Source organism: Cupriavidus sp. 05T313 (assembly GCF_056396665.1).
The window spans coordinates 1-21,117 of sequence record NZ_JBFTLX010000179.1 but is presented as its reverse complement, the minus strand read 5'-3'; the positions used below and the strand labels follow the sequence as shown (position 1 = coordinate 21,117).

Here is a 21,117-nt window from a genome sequence, read left to right as displayed (position 1 = left end):
TCCGCCACATCGGCGCGGAAAACCTGCATGTGATTTCGGTGTGCCAGCCTACGGTGCCGGTGCTCGCGGCCATCTCCCTGCTGGCCTCGGCCGGCGAGAAGACGCCCAAGACCATGACCATGATGGGCGGYCCGATCGATGCGCGGCGCAGTCCGACCGCGGTGAATTCGCTGGCGACCAACAAGTCGTTCAAGTGGTTCGAAAATAATGTGATTCACACGGTGCCGGCGAATTACCCCGGGCATGGCCGCAAGGTGTATCCGGGCTTTTTGCAGCACGCAGGCTTCGTCGCGATGAACCCGGACCGTCACCTGACTTCGCACTACGACTATTACCTGAACCTGGTCGAAGGCGATGCCGACGACGCGGAAGCCCATGTGCGCTTCTACGACGAATACAACGCGGTGCTGGATATCGACGCCGAGTTCTACCTCGACACCATCCGCGAGGTATTCCAGGAATTCCGCCTTGCCAACGGCACCTGGGAAGTCGACGGCAAGCCGGTGCGGCCGCAGGACATCAAGGGCACTCTGCTGTTGACCATCGAAGGCGAACTGGACGACATCTCGGGCGCCGGCCAGACGGCGGCGGCGCACGAGTTGTGCACTGGCATCGCGCGAGAGGGCAAGAAGCACATTACCGCCGCCGGGTGCGGCCACTATGGCATCTTCTCTGGCCGCCGCTGGCGCGAGGACATTTACCCGGAAGTCCGGGCATTCATTCGTAACGCCTAGAGCGTCCGCCCGGCTGGGGGCGCGTCAGTCGTCGGGTGCCGCAACCGTAACCATCCCGCCGGAAACGGTTACCGGGTAGCACTTGACCGCCAGGGCGGCGTTACCCGCCATGTGGCCGGTTGCCAGGTTGAACCGCAAGCCATGCGCTCGGCACTGGACGGTGGTGCCGTCGACTTTGCCCCCCGCCAGCGATGCGCCGGCGTGGGGGCAACTGTCGGCCAGTGCGTGGACATGTCCATTGACATGGAACACCGCGACTTCATGCGTGCCAATGCGGAGCAGCCGGCAGCGGCCGTCCGGGATGTCGGTCAAGGCAAGGGTGACTTCGGTCATCTCACGTCCTGTGAAATAGTTCTTAGTGGCGCCGGCGCCGGCAGAAGCGGCTACAGCAATGGCGCCGCAAGGCGTCTGCGTTTCCGGCTTGCGGCGCGGGTGCGAAGCTGGGAGGACTGCGGGAGGCCTCTCGACGCAGCCTTGATGATAGGCGCCTGCCATGGCGGTAGCCCCCCCACGGCGGGTAGGGGAAGGACAGGAGCCGTTGAGCGAGCGCCGGATCATGTTCTTTCTTTGGACGCCCGGCTGTCGACCGTCTATCGACATGCGGAAAGCTTCGTTCCGTCCCGGTTGCCTTGCTGTGGACAATGAAAGGTCGCGCGCGCGTCGGCTCTTGCGGCGCGGCGCCGCTTCCTCTCATCCAACCACCGTCCACCACATGCCAATCCTCCTGCACCGTCTCCTTGCCACGGGCCTGCTGCTCGGCGCGGCCTTGCCCGCGCTGGCCGACACCGCCATCCTCAACGCCGGCTATGACGTCACCCGCGAGCTGTACCGCGAGATAAACCCTGGTTTTGTCGCCAACTGGAAGCAGGCGAGCGGCGAGACGCTCGTCGTCAACCAGTCGCACGGCGGCTCCAGCAAGCAGGCGCGTTCGGTGGCCGATGGCCTGGAGGCCGACGTGGTGACGATGAACCAGGAGACCGATATCGACATCCTGGTGCAACGCGGCGTGGTGGTGCAGGACTGGAAGAAGCGCTTGCCCGACAATGCCGCGCCGTACTACTCCACCATCGTGTTCCTGGTACGCAAGGGCAATCCCAAGCGCATCCTGGACTGGGAGGACCTGGGCCGCTCGGGCGTGCAGGTGATCGTGCCCAATCCCAAGACCTCGGGCAACGGGCGCTACACCTATCTGGCGGCGTGGGGCGCGGCCATCCGCAAGGGCGGCAGCGAGGCGCAGGCGCGCGACGCGGTGAGCCGGCTGTTCCGCAATGTGCCGGTGCTCGATACGGGCGGCCGGGGCGCGACCACCAGTTTTACGCAGCGCCAGCTTGGCGATGTGCTGGCCACCTTCGAGAGCGAGGTGCACCAGATCCGCAAGGAACTGGGGGACAATTTCGAGGTGGTGTATCCGAGCCAGTCGATCATCGCGGAGGCGCCGGTGGCCGTGGTCGACAAGGTGGTGGACAAGCGCGGCACGCGCAAGGTGGCGACGGCTTACCTGCAATACCTGTGGTCCGATGCCGGCCAGGACGTGATCGCCCGCCAGTTCTACCGGCCGCGTTCGGCGGCCGTGCTAAAAACCCACGCGGCGCTGTTCCGGCCGATCCAGCTGTTCTCCGTGAGCGATGTGTTCGGTAGCTGGGCCCAGGCCCAGAGCCGGCATTTCGCCGATGGCGGCGAATTCGACAAGATCTACCAGAGCCGTCTGTAAGGCCGATGCGCGCGCCGGATGCGCTCCGCCGCGCGCCTTGCGGCTATCGCTTCGCGTTCAGGCCATTCAGGTGCCTGACCAGCTTGCCCAGCGTGGTGGCCTGGATCAGCAGGCTGAACACCACCACCAGGTAGGTCACGCCGATCAGCATCTCGCGGCCCGGGAACTCCGGCAGCGATAGCGCCAGCGCGATCGAGATGCCGCCGCGCAGGCCGCCCCAGGTCATGATGGTGGCCGAGTGCGGATTGAGCCGGCGGAAGTTCTGCAGCGCCAGCAGCGGGATGGCCACGCTGATGCCGCGCGCCAGCAGCACCACGGGAATCGCCGCGAGCCCCAGCCAGACGATATGCAGCTGCAGGGACAGGGYGATGATCTCCAGCCCGATCAGGCCGAACAACACCAGGTTGAGCAACTCGTCGAGCAGGCCCCAGAAGTTGAACAAATGCTCGCGCGTCTTTTCCGACATCGACTTGGTGGCGCTGTGATTACCGATCACCAGGCCCATGATGACCACCGACAGCGGCGCCGACACGTGTACCACTTCGGCCAGGCTGTAGCCGCCGGTGGCCAGCGCCAGCGTGATCAGGATCTCGACGGGATAGCTGTCGATACCCCGCAGCAGCAGCGATGCCACGTAGCCGACCACGATGCCCAGCGCCACGGCGCCAAGCACTTCGCGCACCAGCGCCACCGCCACATGGGAGGGAGAGAAATCGGTGGCGCCGGTGGCCAGGCCCACCAGCGTCAGGAACGCCACCACCGCGGTGCCGTCGTTGAACAGGGACTCGCCGGCAATCTTGGTTTCCAGGCTTTCCGGCGCGCCCGCGCTCTTGAGCACGCTCAGCACGGCGATCGGGTCGGTGGGAGAAATCAGGGCGCCGAATACCAGGCACCACAGCAGGCTGATCGGGTGGCCGAGCCATTGCGCCACATAGTAGAAGCCGGCACCGACCGCGGCGGTGGAGATCACCACGCCCACGGTGGCCAGCATGATCACGGCCCGGCGCTGACGGCGCATGCGTGAGAGGTCGACGTGGAGGGCGCCGGCAAACAGCAGCAGGCTGAGCAGGCCATGGAACACAACATCGGAGAAATCGATCTGGGCCACCAGCTTGCGGGCCTGCGCGACCATTTCAGGATGGTTGAAGCCGAGGATGGAGACGCTCAGGCAGGCCACCAGGCCGACGGCAGTGATGCCCAATGTATCGGGCAGCTTGATAAAGCGGTGGTTGATGACGCCAAAAATGGCGATGAGGGTGAAAAGGGCGCCGGTCCCTTGGAACACAGTCATGCGAGGGGGGTCTCCTGCCTTACAGGCATTGCGAGGTGGATGAGGCCGCGTTCGGATCGTGCCTGGACGCGGCGAAGTGTATTTTATGCCACGTGCAAGCTGCCAGTATTTGGGATATTTCTTCAAATGCGGTTGGAAGGTTGGAAAGGAGGGAAGGGACGCTTCTTTCTGGGCAGCTTTGCGGCCCACCACGGCGTATGTCCTCTCCGAATGAAAAGAGGGTTCAGCCGTAGCGGAGCCCTCTCTTTCCAAATCTCCCCCTGAGGGGAGAGAGTGAAGTGGACGCCGTCGTCATTGCAGACGGCTTTGGCACATGCCGCCTCCTGTCCGGCGCTTCAGGCTACGGCCCTGGCGTCGCCATGGGCCCTGGCCAGCCGGAACTGGCTCACCGCATCGGCAAGCTTGTTGGCTTGCTCATGCAGGAAGCCGGCAGCGGCCGACGCTTGCTCGACCAGCGCCGCATTCTGTTGCGTCGTGTTGTCGAGCTGGCCCACGGCCTGGTTGACCTGCATGATGCCGACGCTTTGCTCGCTGCCGGCGGCCGAGATTTCCCGAAGCACCTGCTCGACCTGCTTCACGCTGGCGACGATGCTGTTCATGGTTTCCCCTGCTTCCTGCACAAGGTCCGCGCCCGAATCCACCTTCGCCACCGACTTGCTGATCAAGGCCTTGATTTCCTTGGCGGCCTGCGCGCTGCGTTGCGCAAGGGTGCGGACTTCGCCGGCCACCACGGCGAACCCGCGGCCTTGTTCACCGGCGCGGGCGGCTTCCACGGCGGCGTTCAGCGCCAGGATATTGGTCTGGAATGCGATGCCGTCGATGACACCGATGATGTCGTGGATCTTGGCCGATGCCGTGGAAATCTCCTGCATCGTGGTCACCACCCGCGCAACGGCTTCGCCCCCCCGGTTGGCGACCTGCGAGGCCGAGGCGGCCAGCTCGCCGGCGCGCACGGCGGCTTCGGCCGAGTTCTGCACGGTGCCGGTAAGCTGGTCCATGGACGCGGCCGTCTGTTCCAGGCTGGCGGCGGCCTGCTCGGTGCGCGATGAAAGATCGATATTGCCCTGGGAGATTTCCGCGGCCGCGGTCCGCACGGATTCGCTGCTGTCGCGGATATCGATCAGGACGGTCGACAGCTTGTCGGCAAACTGATTGAACGAGCGGGCGATCTGGGCGACTTCGTCTTCTCCGTCAGCGGGCAGCCGCTTGGTCAGGTCGCCGTGCCCGGAGCCGATCTCATCCATCGCTTCGCGCACCTGGGACAGCCGCCGGAACGCCGAGGCAGTCATCACGGAGCCCACACCGGCCGCGAGACACGCCACGACCACCAGCGTCATGAACATGGCCCGCAGCACACTACGCAGACCGGCCAGGGCCTCTCCCTCATCCATGGCGACAACCAGTTCCCAGTCCGAATTCTTCACCGGCTCCGCATGGAGCAGCTTGGCGGCGCCGGCAATCTTCACCGCGAGTGGCTTCTCGGGATCGGCCAGGCTGCCGAGCGCGTTCGTTGTCAACTCGGCGGACAGGTCGGTGGCCGGCTTGAGGTTGAGCTTCGCATCGGGATGCGCAACGATGCGGCCGTTGTTGTCAGCCAGGAAGGCGAAGCTGGCAGGGGTGGGGTGGATGCCCGTCACGATGGAAGTGACGGCATCCAGGTTCACGTCGGCGGCCACGACGGCCTTCAGCTCGCCATTGGCCAACACCGGCAGGGCCAGCGTCACCACGARTTTCTTCGAGGCAATGTCCTCATAGGGTTGCGTGATCACCAGCTTGCCGGTCTTGACGGCAGCCTGGTACCACGGGCGGCCCGTGGGGTCGTAACCGGCGGGGATGCCAAGGTCGCGGGAGAATACGGCGCGCTTGTCGGGAAAGCCGGCGTAAGCCACGACAAAGCCGCCGGATTTCTCCAGTTGCGTGACCGCGGACATGGGGTCGCTGGCGAGGCTCTCAGGGGAAACTGCTTCCACCATGGCGGCTCTCGCGGTCAGCCATTCGGTGATGGCCTGGGCGTTGCCTTGGGTGATTGTGGCGAGGTTTTGCCTCAGGGCGCGTTCGTCGCTGTGCTTCGTGACAACGTAGGTGATGGCGGTGGATGCGGACAGGGCGGTGACAACAATGGCGACACAGGTCGCCGTAATGCGTGTACGTAGCGAGAGAAGCATGCGCGATGGGTAGGGGGCGGTTGTGGAAAAAGGCCTCCGACAATTTTGTTGTCGGCCAGCATGCCCCGGCTAACGGAAGGCTGTTGGAGAACTGTAGGGCTGGAGCGGAAATGAGAAGACATTTCGCTGCGCGGGGGAATCCTGGGGGCAGGCGCGTGATGAATTCGTCGCTATTGCGCGTTGAAAACGCTCTCGCTGCCTGTCTGGTGTCCCGGACATTCAGGCGCTGGAAAGCCCTGTGCTTTCTTGCCAGCTACGCCCTGGCCGCCCGCTTCCGATAGGAAACGACGCACAGGAATCCAGACTTCGGACCACGCCGGCGCGGTGTCGGCTGCATGGACGGCATCGGGGAGGAGCCAGCCGTCCGGAGGCGGCGTGGACTGATGCCCATGTGAGTGGCGCCGCGGCCGGGCCGCGGGCCTTCTTGCGCTGACGCCGCTCAGCGCGGCGTGAAGGTGGGCATGGGCGGCCCATCCTCCGTCGGCGTGAACACGAGTTTCACTTCCTGCCCGATACGCACGGTATCCAGGTCGCAATCCACGATGTTGGTCATCATGGTCACGCCCTCTTCCAGCGCCACATAGGCAATGCAGAAGGGCGTGGGACCCGCACGGCGCGTGACGCTGGGTGCGCTTCGCCGCGCAACTGGCGCACGGCCTCGATCACCTTGGTGATGCCGCCGCGGTTGGCGGGATGGTTGTTGCACAGGCCGCCGCCGTCGGTATTGAAGGGCAGCTTGCCCACGCCGGAAATCAGGTTGCCGTCGGCCACGAACTTGCCGCCTTCGCCCTTCTTGCAGAAGCCCAGGTCTTCCAGCTGCATCAGCACCGTGATGGTGAAGCTGTCGTAGATCGAGGCGTACTTGATGTCGGACGGCCGGATGCCGGCTTCTTCAAAGGCGACCGGGCCCGAAATGGCGGCGCCCGACCAGCTCAGGTCCACCATGCCGCCGAGCTGGCCCTTGACGGCTTCGCCGGCGCCAAGGATCTTGACCTTGGGACGCTTGAGCCTGGCGGCGATTTCCGGACGCGCCACGATGAGCGCGCCGCCGCCGTCGGACACCACGCAGCAGTCGAGCTTGCGGAGTGGATCGGAGATCATTGGCGAGTTCAGCACGYCGTCAACGGTCACCACATCGCGCAACATGGCGTTGGGATTGTGCTGGGCATGATGCGACGCTGCGACCTTGATCCACGCCAGCTGCTCGCTGGTGGTGCCGTACTGGTACATGTGGCGCATCGCCACCATCGCGTACAGATTCAMMGTCACCGGGTTGAACGGCGCCTCGAACGGCTGGTCGGGCAGGTTGGCGCCCCAGTTGCGCGCTTGCGTGCCGCTCGACCCTTCCGAGCGCGGCCGCCCCGCCAGCGTGATCAGCGCCACATTGCACTTGCCGGCGGCGATGGCCTGCGYGGCGTGCGACACGTGGACGAGGTACGCCGAGCCGCCGGTGTCGGTGGAATCGACGTGGCGCACCTTCAGGCCGAGGTAGTCGACCATRTTGAGCGCGCCGAGGCCGGGCGCGTCGCCCGCGCAGAAATAGCCATCCACGTCCTGCAGGCTGAGTCCTGCGTCCTCCAGCGCGCCCTTGGCGCACTCGGCGTGCAGTTGCGCGACGGTCTTGTCCGGTGCCTTGCGGGTCGGGTGCTCGTAGGCCCCGACGATATATGCCTTGCCTTTGATGCTCATGGGTCTCCCTGGTTGTTCGGGGTACTTTGTTGTCCTGCAATCGTCGAATCAATGAAACATCGAATCATCGAATCATCGAACCGGCGAAATGATTAAAACAGATGCCTCGCGTTCTTGCTTGTCGCGGCGTGCTTCGCGTTCAGGGCGCGCGCCCGTACTGTTCGCGCAAGTCGCGCTTGAGCACTTTACCGATAGCGTTGCGCGGCAGTTCGTCCGTCAACACCAGTGCGGCAAGCCGCTGCATTTTTTCGAGCCGCCCGTTGACCCAGTCCAGCAGTCCGGCTGTATCGGACGTGGCGCCCGGCTGCAGCACCACGAAGGCCACCGGCGTTTCGCCCCAGCGCTCCGAGGGCACGCCGACCACGGCCGCGTCGGCGATGTCCGCATGTTCCAGCAATACCGCCTCGATATCGCTCGGATAGATATTGAAGCCACCCGAGATGACCATGTCCTTCTTGCGGTCCATCAGGACGAGAAAGCCGTCGGCATCGAAGTAACCGACATCGCCCGTGCGGATGAAGCGCTTGCCGGCGGCATCGAACCACTCGGCCTCCGCGGTCTTCTCCGGATGATTGTGGTAGCCGGACATCATCGCGGGCGAGTGCCCGACGATCTCGCCCGGCGTGCCGGCCGGCGCATCGGCCGGCAACTCCCGGCCATCGTCGTCCAGCAGCCGCATATCCGTATCCGCGGAAGGGCGCCCGACCGTGTGCAATTTGTCCGGATGTTCATGCGCGCGCAGCTCGCACCGCCCACCGCCCTCGGTCATGCCGTAGTACTCGATCAGCGCGCCGGGCCAGCGTGCCAGCACTTCAGCCTTCAGTGCGGCGGCGAAGGGCGCGCTGGTGCAAAACTTGTAGCGGAACGACGACAAGTCGGTGCGGGCGAAATCCGGGTGCGCCAGGATGCGCTGGTACTGCACCGGCACCAGCATGGTGTGGGTGACACGGTGCCTGGCCGCCAGTTCGAGATACTGGCCGGCGTCGAACTTGCGCATCAGCACCACGGTGCCGCCCAGCGACAAGGTGGGAAACAGGCTGACCAGCGTGGTGTTGGAGTACAGCGGGGTCGATAGCAGCGCCACGCTGTCGGGGCCGTAACCGCCCTGGGTGGCGCGCTGCACGTGCGACGAGCGCATGCCGAAGGGCTGGATGATGCCCTTGGGCACGCCGGTGGTGCCGGACGAGTAGATCAGGTTGAAGGGCCAGTCGGGCTGCACGTCGACGCTCGCCGGGCGCGCGTCCGGCGGTGCCAGCCACTCCGTGAAGGCCAGGCCCGCGCCGCTGTCGTCCAGCGCGATGCAAGGAATCCCGAGTTCGGCTTCCAGCCCTTGCAAGGCGCTGCGCGTGCCGGCGTCGATAAACAGCCGGCGCGCCCCCGAATCCTGCACCATGCCGCGCAGCGTCTCCGGGTTCAGGGCCGGGGACAGCGGCGCCACCGCCACGCCGGCGCGCAGGCTGCCGAGGAAGGCGGCGACGTATTCGATCGAGGTTGCCGCGCAGATGGCCACGGCCCCCCGCGCCGGCACACCATCGCGCTGCAGCGCGGCGGCGACGCGGTCGGCGAGCCGGTTCAGGCCGGCGAAGTCAATGCTGCGCTGGTCCAGCACCACGGCCGGGTGCCGCGGCCGTAGCGCGGCTTGAGCGTCGACCAAGGCGGCGAGGGGGGTGAAGTCAGTGCTTGTCGGTGACATAGGGCTGCCGTTGCGGCTCTCGGGGTGTTCCTGCTTATCGCGTGGCTGGCATGCTGCCTTGTTCTCGTGCCAGGCTGGCGGGCGCAATGCCGGGCGGGCGATGGCTTGCCCGCCGCGCCCGTGGCGCCCGCTGCAGGTACGGAGTGTCGCGCCTTGCGCCGGCTTCGACAATTTGGCTTTTTGGAAGAGGGGCTTGCCGGGAATGGTTGGTGCGGTGCACAAACGGCGCGAAAATGGTGCGGAAACGGTGCGGAAACGGTGCGCAAGGGGGCGGCGCTGCCAAATCATGCTGTTTGCGGCGCCTGATTGTCGTCAAAATGCCTTGGCCACGGGGCGCGCCTTGCGATACAGGATGATGGTGGCCAGCAACCCGCACGCAGCGGCAAAGGACATCCAGTAACCCGGCGCGGCCTTGTCGCCGGTGGCCTCGATCAGGTAGGTCGACACTGCCGGCGTAAACCCGCCGAACACGGCCGTGGCCAGGCTGTAGGCCAGCGAGAAACCCGCCACCCGCACCTCGACCGGCATCACCTCGGTCAGCGCCACCACCATGGCGCCGTTGTACATGCCAAAGAGGAAGGAGAGCCACAGCAGCACCAGCAGCATGCGTTCGAAGCTGGGCGCGCCGGCCAGCCACGATAGCGCGGGATAGGCTGTGGCCAGGGCGATCGCCGAAATCGCCAGCAGGATAGGACGGCGGCCGATGCGGTCGGAGAGCGCGCCGCCAACAGGCAGCCAGAGAAAGTTGGAGATGCCCACGCACAGCGTCACTGCCAGGCTGTCGGCGGTGCTGAGCTTGAGCACCGTCTTGCCAAAGGTCGGGGTATAGACGGTGATCAGGTAAAACGTGGTGGTGGTCATTGCCACCAGCAGCATGCCGGCCAGCACCGTGCGCCAGTTGCGCAGCATGGAATCGAATACCTCGCGCGTGCTGGGATGGTGCCGCCGGGCGCGGAACTCCACGGTTTCCTGCAACGAACGGCGCAGCACGAAAAGGAAAGGCACGATCAGGCAGCCGACAAAGAACGGAATGCGCCAGCCCCAGGCACCCAGTTCCTCGGCGGTCAGCCAGCGGTTCAGGCCAAAGCCGAGCCCGGCCGCCACGATGATGGCAATCTGCTGGCTGGCCGACTGCCAAGCGGTATAGAAGCCCTTGTGGCCCGGCGTTGCCATTTCAGCCAGGTAGACCGAAACGCCGCCCAGTTCGGCGCCCGCGGAGAAGCCCTGCAACAGGCGGCCGGTGAGCACCAGCAGCGGCGCCAGCAGGCCGATGGTGGCATAGCCTGGCACGAGGGCGATCAGGATGGTGCCGCTTGCCATGAGCGACAGCGTCACGATCAGTCCCTTGCGGCGTCCCACCTTGTCGATATAGGCACCCAGCATGATGGCGCCCAGCGGGCGCATCAGGAACCCCGCGCCAAACACGGCGAAGGTCAGCATCAGCGAGGCGAACTCGCTATTGGCCGGAAAGAAAGCGTGGGAGATATAGGTGGCGTAGAAGCCGAACAGGAAGAAGTCGAACTGTTCGAGGAAGTTGCCGCTGGTGACGCGCAGCACCGCGCCCAGTCTGGAGGAGTCGGGTGCGGCCGTGCCGGCCATCTCCGCTTGCATCGCCAGTCTCCTTTGGCACGCTGTCCCGGCCATCCGCCGCCAGAGGCGGATGGCCGGCCAGTTGGCCGCGCTTGTGCTGGTCAATATATGCGCTGCAAGCGGCCATTGCCAGCCCGGCGCGTGCCAGCGCCAGTGCTTCGCCACGGCCGGTACGCCCGCTCACGCCCCGCGAAACACCGCCGGACGCTTTTCGACGAAGGCGCGGCTGCCTTCGCGCGCATCGAGCGAACCCGCGGCGATCATGAACTGCATGGCTTCCACCGCCAGGCCTTCGTCGATCGGCAGGTTGATGCCCCGCGGGACCGCGCGCAGCGAGGCGGTGACGGCAATCGATGAATGCCGCGCAATCCGGTCGGCCAGCCGCAGGCAGGCGGGCAGCAGGTCAGCGGCATCCACTACCTGATTGACCAGGCCGAACCGCAGCGCGGCGTCCGCGTCGATGGGCTCGCCTGTCAGGATCATTTCATTGGCGCGCTTGCGGCCCACATGGCGCGGCAGGCGCTGGGTGCCGCCGAAGGTGGGCGGGAAGCCCAGCTTGATCTCGGGTTTGGCAAAGGTAGCGTGCCCGGCCGCGATGGCCAAGCTGCAGGCTTCCACGGTCTCGCAACCGCCGCCGAAAGCCAGGCCGTTGACCGCCGCGATGACCGGCTTGGGGAAGGCTTCGATGCGCCGCGTCATGGCCTGTCCCCGCTGCAGGAAGCTGCGCAGCGCCTGTTCCGGCGAAGCCGCGATGTCCGGCGCGAAGCCTGCAATGTCGGCGCCCGCGCTGAAGGCGCGCGTACCGCTGCCGGTAAGGATGACACAACGCACGGCAGGGTCGGCCTCAAGAGCATCGAGCCTGTCCATCAGCGCGTCGATGAGCGGATAGCTCAGGGCGTTAAGCTTGCCGGGGCGGTTCAGTGTCAACAATGCATGCTGGCCGAGTTGTTCATATTGCACCAGCTCTTTCGCGTTGGCCATGTCGGTAATATCGGTCATGTTTGCATCCCGTGGTTGTCCTCATTGTCTTGACTTCCGTGCTGGTGCAGGCGAGGTGAAATGGTCAGGCGGTTCCGCGAACGGCGATGCGTGCCGGGCGGCCGCGAAAGCTGGAAACAAAGACCACCGCCTCCCGCCCGGCGCAAAAGCGATCGCCGCAAGCCAGTATCGTGTCGCGCCCAGCCGCTTCCAGTGCGGCAGACTGCTGCGTGAGCCACACCATGCCCTCCGTGCAGATCAGGTAAGATCCCATTCCGAGCGGGATCCGCAGCGGGTCCGGGCCGAGGATCCAGTTGCCTTGCGTAGTGCTCACGATAGCCTCCTGGCGAGCGCGCCAATCTCTGGAGCGGTGCTTGCATTCTTGCCGGGAACCGCCAGGGCCGCCCGGAAGCTTTTTCATCAAGGGTATGCCTGGCCGTCATGTCAATCCTGAGCCGAGCCTCGACCAATGCGTTGCGCGCCATGTCGCTGGAAGCCCTGCGTGGCTTCGAATCCGCGGCGCGCCACCTGAGTTTCACCGCCGCCGCCGAAGAGCTTTGCATCACCCAATCGGCGGTCAGCAAACAGGTCAAGAGCCTGGAGGACGTGCTTGGCGCGGCGCTGTTCCTGCGCGGCGGCAAGGGCCTGAGCCTGACACCGGAAGGCCGCCAGCTGTTTGAGGCGGCGCGTTTGTCAATTGGCCAGCTGGGCGCCGCTATCGACCGCCTGCTTGCCGTCGACCGCATCTCCATCGCCGTCACCACCACGCCGTCGTTCGCCTCGCTCTGGYTGGTGCCCAAGCTGGCGCGATTCCAGGCGGCCGAGCCCGGCATCGACGTTCGCATCGATGCCTCGGAAGCGATGCTCAACCTCGAACGCGAAGGCATCGACCTCGCCATCCGGCTCAACGCGCATCCGCTTGGCCGGGACGATCCCCGCCCACTGCTGCAAGAGCGCCTGCTGCTGGTGGCCGCGCCGGCCGTGGCGGCACGCATTACGGAGGCGCGGCAGATCCTCGATACGCCTTTGCTGGTGTTCCATGACCCCGGCGCCCGCTTTGACTGGATGTCGTGGACACAGTGGTACCAGCGCCTGGGCCTGATGCGCTCGTCCAAGCAGGCGTGCCTGTATTTTTCGCAGTACGCGCATGTGCTGAATGCCGCCGCCCAGCAGGCGGGCATTGCGATAGGGCGTACGCCGATGGTGCTGCCGATGCTCAAGAGCGGGCAGTTGCAGGTGGTCCTGCCCGAGCATGTGGCAGAGGGCCCGACCTACCAGATTGTTGCGTCGAGCGTGGTGCGACCTGGGGTGGAGCGGTTTCGGGCCTGGCTTGAGATGGAGTTGGCGGGTGAAGTGATCGGGTGAGGGCGGATACGCGTGGCGGTAAAGGTGAGACAGCCGTTGGCGTAGCCGATTTTCGCAAGCGACGAAGCGCGCCGGTTTCCGAGGCGCGACTGGCGTCTTTCGAACGTGGATTGTTGAAGATCGGAAATTTCCGCAAATCCAATTAAGAATATTCGTATTACAGCCGGCGCCATTTCACAAAACCTGTCCGAATCGCAGCGCCCCAACTTGGCGGCGAGTGCAGGCGGATTGTGGATCAAGGCGTCAAGCCAGASTTCAGTGGGGTACTGGACGCCAACTTCGACGCCGATACCAACGAGACGCTGGTGATGCGCCTATCCCCGCCCCAATCCGGGGCTGCGGACGCGAGGGGCGTGAAAAGTCATGTCGATAATGGCGTCGCCATCTCACGTAGCTTGATTCACTTCCCCTTCCATCCGTGGGCACGGATGCGCCACCGGCAAAAAAGAGAACGCACCACGTGGTTAGGCAAGCCTCGCTATGAGGAATCTGGCCGAGGGTTGCCGCCAGCGCTGCGTTCGACGACGTAAATCAACAAGGAAAATCATGGGTCGTATCCGTCTTGCCGGGCTGTTCCTGGCGCTCAGTTTGCTGGCTGGTTGTGCTGTCGTGCAAAAGCCGATCCCCGCCTCCACGAAGCTCTTCGATGACCGGACGAGCACTGTGGCCGTGGCAGTGCAAAAGCTGCCGGAGCCCAACCACAGCATGGTCGGCGCGCAGGGGATTCTTGACTACGCGATCAACAAGGCCAACGCGCAGGCGATCGTGGAGCGTTTGCAGCGTCAGGATTTCTCCGTGGTGAAGGCGCTGCCGCAGGAATTCGCGAAGGGCCTGGAGTCGCGTCAGATCAAGGTCGTGCTGGTGCCTGAGCCGCTGGATATGGAGCAATTGAAGAAATTCACAGAAGGCTCCGGAGACGGCGTCGCCGAGATGGACTACCGGCCGCTGGCAAAACAATATGGTGCGGACCGGCTGCTGCTGGTGGCGCCGCGCTGGCTTGGCACGGCGCGCCAGTACTACGGCTTCAYGCCGCTTGGCGCACCGGAGGGCTATGTTTCGCTCGTGGGCCAGCTGATCGATCTGCGCACCAACCGGCTGCAATGGTATGAGCCGGTACGGGTCCACACGCCCGTGACCGGCGAATGGGACGAGGCGCCGGAATATGCCAACCTGATGAAGTCGGTGGACGAGAGCACGCAAGCCGCTGTTTCCAGGCTGCGCGCGGCGTTCTTTATGGAGCAGGTGACGAAAGCAGCGGCTGCCGGTGTTTCGGCAGCCCCGGTAGTGCGATAAACACTGGCATATTGGCGCGCGCCCCCTGGCAGGCTGGCAGGGGGCGTCTTGCCGGATGAGCCGCGGTGCATCGCGGCTGGGTTGGCGGCTGTGATGCGCAATACGTCAAGCCAGACTTTGGTGGGGTGTCGTGCGCGCATTCATGGCCGTTATCCGACTTGGATTAAAAGAATGCAGAAGTGCAAGTCCAATAATCCCGATGATGCAATCTGTTGTCTATGTTGAATATTCTTCGATTTTGCGTTTTGCATATCCAAAAAAATCTGATGATTTTGATATTTTTTTAAAATAACTATCCACGTTCCGAGTTTTCCTGCCTCTGCGCCACTCGATTCATCTGATGCATCGGTAAAGTGAACGTAATGGTGCTCTCCCGGGTTGCAAGCGATCGAATTATTAACCCCGAATAAAAGTGCCGAAATTGTCAGGAATTTTGCCGTGAACGACAATGTATCCTGCCACATTATCAGAATTCCTAATGCATAACGACGACTTCTTCCGAGTAAGCGCAATTTCATTCCATGGAAAGTAGTGGTCATCGTGAGTGTAACTGCGGATTTCCTTCCTCGACAGCCTAGCAGGATGCGCGGACATAGTCAGGCTCATTGTCCTTCGGCTGATAATTAATGAGGATGTAGAGGTCCGGGGATGTATGCAGGATGTGCCCGCACGGGAACAGGCGTTGCGGCTTGCACGTGTCTTCAAGATGCTCTCGCCCTATGGATTGGTTGTTGTGTGCATGTGCATGGCCACTTCTTTGCACCAAATTCCACAACCAGTCAATCAGACAAGTCCTAAGATCGAATTGTTAAATTTATCAAAATAAGACAAATCCGATATTCAGCGTTTCGCGATCCTGCTAGTGTTTCGCCCTGATCCAGTGCGGCGGACGCGAATCGCTGTTGGCACCATCCATTTGGTATTAGCGCCTCCAGCCTGACCACGGCCCTGTCCGCGCAGCCATTCAACGGGGCGCATGAAGTGCAGCAGGCAGGAAATTGGGCAAGACCATTCGTCGATCTTGGGAACACATCCGCACGTGGGCCTCGCTTGCGCTTGGCCGCTATCGCGGCTAGCACAATGTTTGCCACCACCTGGAGCCTGGCTGGCGGGGTCACGCCAGACGGCGGCACTGTCACAACTGCGGCGACCGGTGCCAATGGCCGTATCACCGTGGGCGTCGCACAGGCGGTGGGTGGCGTCTCCACCAATACCTATCGCGACTTCAACGTGCCCCGGGCCGGCGTGGATCTCGACAACAACGCGGCGCACGCCCGGACGATCCTTAATCAGGTAACCAGCACCAATCCTTCCATTCTGGAAGGGCCATTGAGCGTGCTGGGGCCGCGCGCCAATGTCATTCTGGCCAATCCCAACGGGATCAGCGTAAATGGCGCGTCGGTGCACAACATTGGCAATCTCGCGCTGACCACCGGGCAGGTATCGTTCAACGATTTCACGGCGGCCAACGGCCAGCTCCAGCGCAATGTGGTTCTCAACACCAGCGCGGGTGCGATCGAGATCGGCCCGGAAGGGCTGTCCGGCACCTTGCTCAACCTTGAACTGGTGGCCAAGCAGATCCGCATTGAGGGCAAGCTCGAGAATCTCTTCGACGACGCCAATGCCCGCATCCGGGCCGTGGCCGGAACCAGCCGGGCAGAGATCGATACCAGCGTTTCTCCCACGGACAATCTGAGCAAGTGGATCAGCTATTCCGCCCCCGCCCTGAATGCCGGACAAGGGATCGCGCTGGACATTACTGCGGCGGGCAGCCTTAGTGCCGGCCGTATCGAACTCCTGGTGACCGATCAGGGTGCCGGCGTTCGTCACGCCGGCGCTGCCTACGCTACGGCGGGTGACTTCATCGTGTCCGGCACKGGCGACTTGCAACTGGCGTCGGGCAGGATCGGGGCCAGGCAGGACGTGCTGGTCGGCAGCGGCGGCCTGACGGGTACCGGCAGCATCGATGCGGGCCGCAACCTGCAGGTCATCTCGGACCGCGTCAGCCTGACTGGCTCAGCCCTGAGCGCAGGCACCCGTTCGACGGGCGATCTTGTTATTGGCGCAACGGGCCAGGTACACAGCCAGCCGATCCAGCTGACGGACTCGACACTGAAGGCAACAGGCGGCATCGGCTTGTTCGATGCCGGCGCTGGCCTTTCGTTGAACGGCACGCAGGCGACCGCGGCGGGCAACCTGCTGGTCGCTGCGAGGCTACTTCAGACTACCCGGGCCGGCTCGCGCAGCGCGCTGGTTTCCCGAGGCGGCGTGGTCACGATCCAGGCCGATGCCGCCGCGCTTTCCGGCACCAATGTCGACGGCATGGCAGGCACTGGCATGCTGGCGCAGAGCCTGGTCTTGCAGGATGCTGTTGTGCGTTCCACCGGAGGCGGAATCAGGATCACCGCCGCGGCGGACTACGCCCAGCATGACAGCAGCCTGTTGGCGGCGACCGATATCCGCGTCCATGGCGGGACGGTCTTGCTGGATTCCGTTGCCACGCAATCCTCGGTGATCGCTACCGGGGGCGGGGTGGTCATGCAATCCGACGGCGATCTGCGCAATACATGCGCCCGGATCGAGGGCCGGACGCGCATGGCGGACGATACAGCTTCGGCCGGTGCCGTCACCATACGAGCGGGGGGCAGCATGTTCAACACGTCGACTCCGCAAATGCTCGGCATCGTCTTCGGCGTCGATGACGATGTCGTGGTGCAGGCCGGCGCCGATGTGATCAACCGCCACGCCCGCATGATTTCAAACGGCTACCTGAACGTGCGAGCCGCAGGTGATCTTGTCAACGACATCACCAAGCAGGACGGCGCCAATGACGAACAGCGCGCCTTCTACGCCGCCTCCGGCAAGCGTTGGCTGGTGCTGTCCACGCAGACAGCGGGTTTCGATATCGACTATGGCCACGCGGACCAGCCGGGACAGCTTGCCTATCTGAAGGCGGACAAAGGCATGACGCTGTCCGGCAGGAACGTGATCAACCGGGGCGGGGAGTTCCAGGTCGACAGCGGCAACCTCGCCATCCGCGCCGCCGATACGTTCCGCACGGAGGGCGTGCCTACCGGCAGCGCGCACTATTCCCGTTCCTGCCTGATCGTCTGCCGCACCTCGGCATCGTCCACGACCACGGTGCTTGGCGGACTGCTGTCCGCCAGCGGCAATATCGATATCCACGCAGGAAAGGTGGCCGCGAACCTGGGCGGCCGCGTATGGGCGATGGGAGACCTTACGGTCACCGCGCCAGTAACCTATGCCACCGGCATCACGGGTTACACCGCGATCGCGCGCGACCGCGGCTTCAAGGCCTTCTTCGGCGATACGTGGGCACGGCTCTACGCGATGGACGTCGGCGGCAGCTGGATGGCCGCGGCCAGGACGCGTATCGTGGGCGACACCGTGACCGACGGCGGTAGCTTCGAAGGCGACGTGTCGCTCGCCGGCACCGCTACCGTGATCCGCCCCCGCCAGCGCGATCCCGTCGCCATCGAGAATCATCTCGGCCTCACTTCCTGGTTCTGGCGGTGATCGTGCACGGGTTCAAATCGTTCCCCCATGCCATCGCGGCAGCCGCGATGCTGCTCGCCTCCATGCCGGCACTAAGCCAGCTGTCACCGGGCCCGGTACCGGTACCCGTTCCGGAGGATCCCGCCCAGCGCCTGCTGCGCGAGCAACGCCAGCGGGATCTGGAGCGCGAGGCGACCCAGCCGCCGGCACAGATCGAGGTTCAGCCTTTGCTGCCGTCGGACGCCCCGGTCGAAGCGGTACCGGAATCCTCCACCACCTTTGTGATCCAGCGCATCCAGGTGCAGGGCAACACGGTCCTCCCTGATAGCGATGTCGGCGCCATCACGGCGCCGTTCCTGGGAAAGCCGCTCGGTACCAATCGGATCAACCTGCTATTGCGGCGTTTTACCGAGGCCTTCGTTGCCAAGGGCTACATCACCACCCGCGCCTACCTGGGGGAGCAGAACCTTGCCACTGGCGTACTGGTCGTGACGGTGGTGCCGGGCAAGCTCGAATCGATCCAGCTTAACGGGCGCGCCATCCGGCCCGCCAGTTCCAGCTTGTTCGACACGATGGGTGGGGGACTGGTCACAGATGCCGGCACTGCCTGGCAGTTCCCGGCGCCGGGTGACACCGTGCGGCTGCAGGATCTGGAGCAGGGCGTCGACCAGATCAACCGGCTGCGCCGCAATCGTGCCGAACTGCAGATCCTGCCCGGCCAGACACCGGGCAGTTCCGTCGTGGCACTGGCCAACCAGCCCGGCGACCGGTTCCGTTTCAATGCCGGGGTAGACAACTACGGCAGCCGTACAACTGGGATCTCGCGCACGCGGCTCGGGCTGGACGCTGACAATGCCCTGGGCTTCCAGGAGGCGTTTTCAGCCAGCTACATCGGCACGGCGGATACCAACGCCGCGGTGCTGTCCGCCGCGGTGCCGTTTGGCTACAACACCTTCAGCTATACCGGCTCGATCTCGGAGTACCAGAGCGTCATTGGCGACACGGCGCTGCTGTACGGCCGCAGCTTTGGCCACACCCTGGGCTGGAACCACGTGCTCACCCGCGACAAGACCGGCCGGCAAGCCGTCGACCTGACGCTTGCCTACCGCAAGAGCGAGCGGGAGATCAACAACCTTCAACTGGATCCGCAACGCCTCACCGTACTGCGGGCGGCCTGGAGCGGCCTGCGCCGTTTCGCCGCCAATGGGCAGCCGGGCTACGTCACGGCCGAAGCAGGCGTGTCACGGGGTTTGCCTTCCATCAATGCAACCCGGGATCCGGCCGACATCCGCCCGGAAGAGGCACATGCGCAATTCACGAAGCTGGATGCCAACGCCACGCTGCAACTGCCATTGCCGCTTGTTTTCGATCGCGCTCAGCTGGCCTGGCGGGCGCAGCTCGTTGGCCAGTGGGCCAATGTCGCGCTGTTCGGCTCGGAGCAGATCTATGCGGGCGGCATGAGCACCGTGCGCGGCTTCCGGGAAGGTGTGATCGCGGGCGATCGGGGCGCCTACCTGCGCAACGAGCTGGCATGGGCCAATGCGCCCGCGCTGGCCGGCATGCGCATGGAGCCATATGTGTTTCTCGACGGCGGCCAGGCCCAGTACGTAGCGACGCGCCGCTGGCAGTCCGTCGCTGGGGCCGGCGCCGGACTGCGCGTGTCGGCCCAGTGGGCCAGGCAAACCTTTACCAGTGAACTGCTGCTGGGCGTGCCGCTCGCACAACCCGCCTACCTGGGGGCAAAGGCAACGCTCCTGCTCGCCACCTTTAACTGGACCTATTGATCTTCAAGGACCTTGTCATGCAAATACAACTCAGCCGTCTCCTTGTCACCACCGCGCTGGCGCTGGGCCTGCATGCCGCTCACGCGGCTTCGGTCAACGGGGTCGCCGTTACCGAAGAGCAGATCACGCGGGCGTTGCAGCTGATGGGTCTCCCCGATGCGCCGCAGGCACGCGACGTGGTCAAGCAGCAATTGATCGCCCGTGAACTGTTCCGCCAGGAAGCCGCCAGGGACAAGGGGCTGGAAGCGCGCCCCGACGTGCAGCAGGCCCTGCGCGAGGCCAGGAACAATATCCTGACCCAGGCCTGGCTCAAGGACCATATCAAGCCCGCGCCCGTCACCGACGAGCAGGTGAAGGCGCGCTACAACGCCATCGTGGCAAGCCTTGGCGACAAGGAATACAAGGGCCGCCTGATCGAGGTGACCGACGACGAAGCCGCCGCCGCGGCCCTGGCGCGCATCAGGAGCGGCGAAGACTTCGCCAAGGTGGCCCAGGCAGTGAGCCTCGCGCCATCCAAGGGCAGCGGTGGCGCCATGGACTGGACCAGCTTCAAGACGCCGGCGCAGGAGGGACAGACCCAGAACCTGCCGTTGCCGCTGGCCCAGGCACTTTCCACATTGCCTGCCGGTGCGGTGAGCGCCGCGCCCATTACCTGGAACAACCGCCGCTTCCTCGTCAAGGTCGACGAGGTGCGGGCGACCCAGGTACCGGCCTACGAAGCGGTCAGGCCGGGCATCCAGCAAGCGCTGCAGGCCCAGGAACTGGAGCGCGCCACTGCCGCGCTGGTCACCCGGTTGCTATCGAAGGCCAGGATCACCCAGTAAGGCCAATCGCCGCCCACGATCGTCGGCGGTCCTGCCGCCACCCAGACGCATCAAGCATCAAGCAATAAGCAAAGCATCGTCAGGACTCACCATGTATCGCGACCGACCGGACACGCAGCCCGAGTGCAACCCGCAATATCCGCAAGCGGCAGACGCCGGCATGCCCGACGCCTCCATGGCGGATCGGGGGCGCCGCAGTGTGCCGGCACGCGCGGTCGCGGGCCTGCTTGCGCTGACCTTGTGGGTCGGGCCGATGCAGGTCACCCTGCAGCAGGCGCAGCAGGCAGCAGGCGTGCTGGCAGCCGGCGCGGTCGAACTGGAGGCTCCGGCGATTCACGCGGCCGCCGTCCGTCAAAGCCTGTTGCGCTGGGCGGTTGCACACCTGCCGGTGACGGCCAGCTTCGGTCCGACGGCAGCCTATGCGGCGCCGGTCACGGACCCGAGCGCGCCCTTGCGCTTCACACCCGCCCTTGCGCTTCACACC

Annotated in this window: 17 protein-coding genes and 1 pseudogene; 8 read left to right on the top strand and 10 right to left on the bottom strand. The window is 64.7% G+C overall.

Translation table 11 applies throughout. The features are described from left to right. Positions 1-734 (top strand): polyhydroxyalkanoate depolymerase (gene phaZ / locus AC1DKD_RS29550; protein ID WP_477144037.1); only part of this gene is annotated, 734 nt, incomplete at its 5' end. A 24-nt stretch (positions 735-758) separates the two neighbouring features. On the opposite strand, the gene AC1DKD_RS29545 is transcribed toward phaZ, so the two are convergent. After that, complete coding sequence (locus AC1DKD_RS29545; protein WP_441636132.1) at positions 759-1,067, bottom strand: Rieske (2Fe-2S) protein; 309 nt, start codon at positions 1,065-1,067, stop codon at positions 759-761. 379 nt (positions 1,068-1,446) lie between these two features. Between AC1DKD_RS29545 and AC1DKD_RS29540 the strand changes: the two genes are divergently transcribed. Continuing rightward, positions 1,447-2,445, top strand: a complete 999-nt coding sequence (locus AC1DKD_RS29540) for a sulfate ABC transporter substrate-binding protein (protein ID WP_441636134.1) — start codon at positions 1,447-1,449, stop codon at positions 2,443-2,445. 43 nt (positions 2,446-2,488) lie between these two features. Here the strand turns inward: AC1DKD_RS29540 and AC1DKD_RS29535 are convergent, their stop codons facing one another. From AC1DKD_RS29535 to AC1DKD_RS29500, 8 genes and pseudogenes are all read right to left on the bottom strand, one after another. Continuing rightward, entirely contained in the window at positions 2,489-3,736 is a 1,248-nt protein-coding gene (locus AC1DKD_RS29535; RefSeq protein ID WP_477144036.1) for a cation:proton antiporter, read from the bottom strand. 335 nt (positions 3,737-4,071) lie between these two features. Then, positions 4,072-5,901 carry a methyl-accepting chemotaxis protein gene (locus AC1DKD_RS29530; RefSeq protein WP_477144035.1) on the bottom strand — a complete coding sequence of 610 codons (1,830 nt, stop codon included), beginning with the start codon at positions 5,899-5,901 and terminating at the stop codon, positions 4,072-4,074. Positions 5,902-6,340: 439 nt separating this feature from the next. Further along, positions 6,341-6,526, bottom strand: a pseudogene (locus AC1DKD_RS29525) (Zn-ribbon domain-containing OB-fold protein); the annotation flags it as partial. Next, positions 6,460-7,590, bottom strand: a complete 1,131-nt coding sequence (locus AC1DKD_RS29520; protein ID WP_477144034.1) for a thiolase domain-containing protein — start codon at positions 7,588-7,590, stop codon at positions 6,460-6,462. The gene AC1DKD_RS29520 and the pseudogene AC1DKD_RS29525, both read right to left, overlap by 67 nt. 139 nt (positions 7,591-7,729) lie before the next feature. Then, the gene (locus AC1DKD_RS29515) at positions 7,730-9,283 is read right to left on the bottom strand and encodes a class I adenylate-forming enzyme family protein (RefSeq protein WP_441636620.1); all 1,554 of its coding nucleotides are present in this window, start codon (positions 9,281-9,283) and stop codon (positions 7,730-7,732) included. A 312-nt stretch (positions 9,284-9,595) separates the two neighbouring features. After that, a complete protein-coding gene (gene tcuC, locus AC1DKD_RS29510; RefSeq protein WP_441636618.1) occupies positions 9,596-10,894 on the bottom strand; it encodes an MFS transporter in 1,299 nt (432 codons plus the stop codon). Between the two features lie 159 nt (positions 10,895-11,053). Next, on the bottom strand, positions 11,054-11,872 hold the full coding sequence (locus AC1DKD_RS29505; RefSeq protein ID WP_441636616.1) for a crotonase/enoyl-CoA hydratase family protein: 819 nt from the start codon (positions 11,870-11,872) through the stop codon (positions 11,054-11,056). 64 nt (positions 11,873-11,936) lie between these two features. Next, the gene (locus tag AC1DKD_RS29500; protein ID WP_441636615.1) at positions 11,937-12,185 is read right to left on the bottom strand and encodes a DUF2917 domain-containing protein; all 249 of its coding nucleotides are present in this window, start codon (positions 12,183-12,185) and stop codon (positions 11,937-11,939) included. Positions 12,186-12,292: 107 nt separating this feature from the next. Between AC1DKD_RS29500 and AC1DKD_RS29495 the strand changes: the two genes are divergently transcribed. Both AC1DKD_RS29495 and AC1DKD_RS29490 read left to right on the top strand, forming a co-directional pair. Then, positions 12,293-13,216 carry a LysR substrate-binding domain-containing protein gene (locus AC1DKD_RS29495; protein ID WP_441636613.1) on the top strand — a complete coding sequence of 308 codons (924 nt, stop codon included), beginning with the start codon at positions 12,293-12,295 and terminating at the stop codon, positions 13,214-13,216. 480 nt (positions 13,217-13,696) lie between these two features. Further along, the gene (locus tag AC1DKD_RS29490) at positions 13,697-14,509 is read left to right on the top strand and encodes a hypothetical protein (protein ID WP_477144033.1); all 813 of its coding nucleotides are present in this window, start codon (positions 13,697-13,699) and stop codon (positions 14,507-14,509) included. Between the two features lie 149 nt (positions 14,510-14,658). Here the strand turns inward: AC1DKD_RS29490 and AC1DKD_RS29485 are convergent, their stop codons facing one another. Next, on the bottom strand, positions 14,659-15,048 hold the full coding sequence (locus tag AC1DKD_RS29485; RefSeq protein ID WP_441636609.1) for a hypothetical protein: 390 nt from the start codon (positions 15,046-15,048) through the stop codon (positions 14,659-14,661). A 541-nt stretch (positions 15,049-15,589) separates the two neighbouring features. Here AC1DKD_RS29485 and AC1DKD_RS29480 point away from each other — a divergent pair. The 4 genes from AC1DKD_RS29480 to AC1DKD_RS29465 form a co-directional block, all read left to right on the top strand. Next, positions 15,590-18,046, top strand: coding sequence for a filamentous hemagglutinin N-terminal domain-containing protein (locus AC1DKD_RS29480; protein ID WP_477144032.1), 2,457 nt, complete (start codon positions 15,590-15,592; stop codon positions 18,044-18,046). Between the two features lie 47 nt (positions 18,047-18,093). After that, complete coding sequence (locus AC1DKD_RS29475; RefSeq protein ID WP_441636622.1) at positions 18,094-19,809, top strand: ShlB/FhaC/HecB family hemolysin secretion/activation protein; 1,716 nt, start codon at positions 18,094-18,096, stop codon at positions 19,807-19,809. Positions 19,810-19,826: 17 nt separating this feature from the next. Next, positions 19,827-20,633: a peptidylprolyl isomerase gene (locus AC1DKD_RS29470; protein ID WP_441636605.1), complete on the top strand. Its 807-nt coding sequence runs from the start codon at positions 19,827-19,829 to the stop codon at positions 20,631-20,633. Between the two features lie 91 nt (positions 20,634-20,724). Continuing rightward, the coding region (locus tag AC1DKD_RS29465) for a hypothetical protein (protein ID WP_477144031.1) at positions 20,725-21,117 on the top strand (393 nt) is incomplete at its 3' end.

Excerpts from the sequence above, each read along its gene's own strand:
- AC1DKD_RS29545 (WP_441636132.1), bottom strand. The coding sequence starts at position 1,067 with ATGACCGAAGTCACCCTTGCCTTGACCGACATCCCGGACGGCCGCTGC.
- AC1DKD_RS29540 (WP_441636134.1), top strand. The coding sequence starts at position 1,447 with ATGCCAATCCTCCTGCACCGTCTCCTTGCCACGGGCCTGCTGCTCGGC.
- AC1DKD_RS29515 (WP_441636620.1), bottom strand. The coding sequence starts at position 9,283 with ATGTCACCGACAAGCACTGACTTCACCCCCCTCGCCGCCTTGGTCGAC.
- tcuC (WP_441636618.1), bottom strand. The coding sequence starts at position 10,894 with ATGCAAGCGGAGATGGCCGGCACGGCCGCACCCGACTCCTCCAGACTG.
- AC1DKD_RS29505 (WP_441636616.1), bottom strand. The coding sequence starts at position 11,872 with ATGACCGATATTACCGACATGGCCAACGCGAAAGAGCTGGTGCAATAT.
- AC1DKD_RS29485 (WP_441636609.1), bottom strand. The coding sequence starts at position 15,048 with ATGACCACTACTTTCCATGGAATGAAATTGCGCTTACTCGGAAGAAGT.
- AC1DKD_RS29475 (WP_441636622.1), top strand. The coding sequence starts at position 18,094 with ATGCTGCTCGCCTCCATGCCGGCACTAAGCCAGCTGTCACCGGGCCCG.
- AC1DKD_RS29470 (WP_441636605.1), top strand. The coding sequence starts at position 19,827 with ATGCAAATACAACTCAGCCGTCTCCTTGTCACCACCGCGCTGGCGCTG.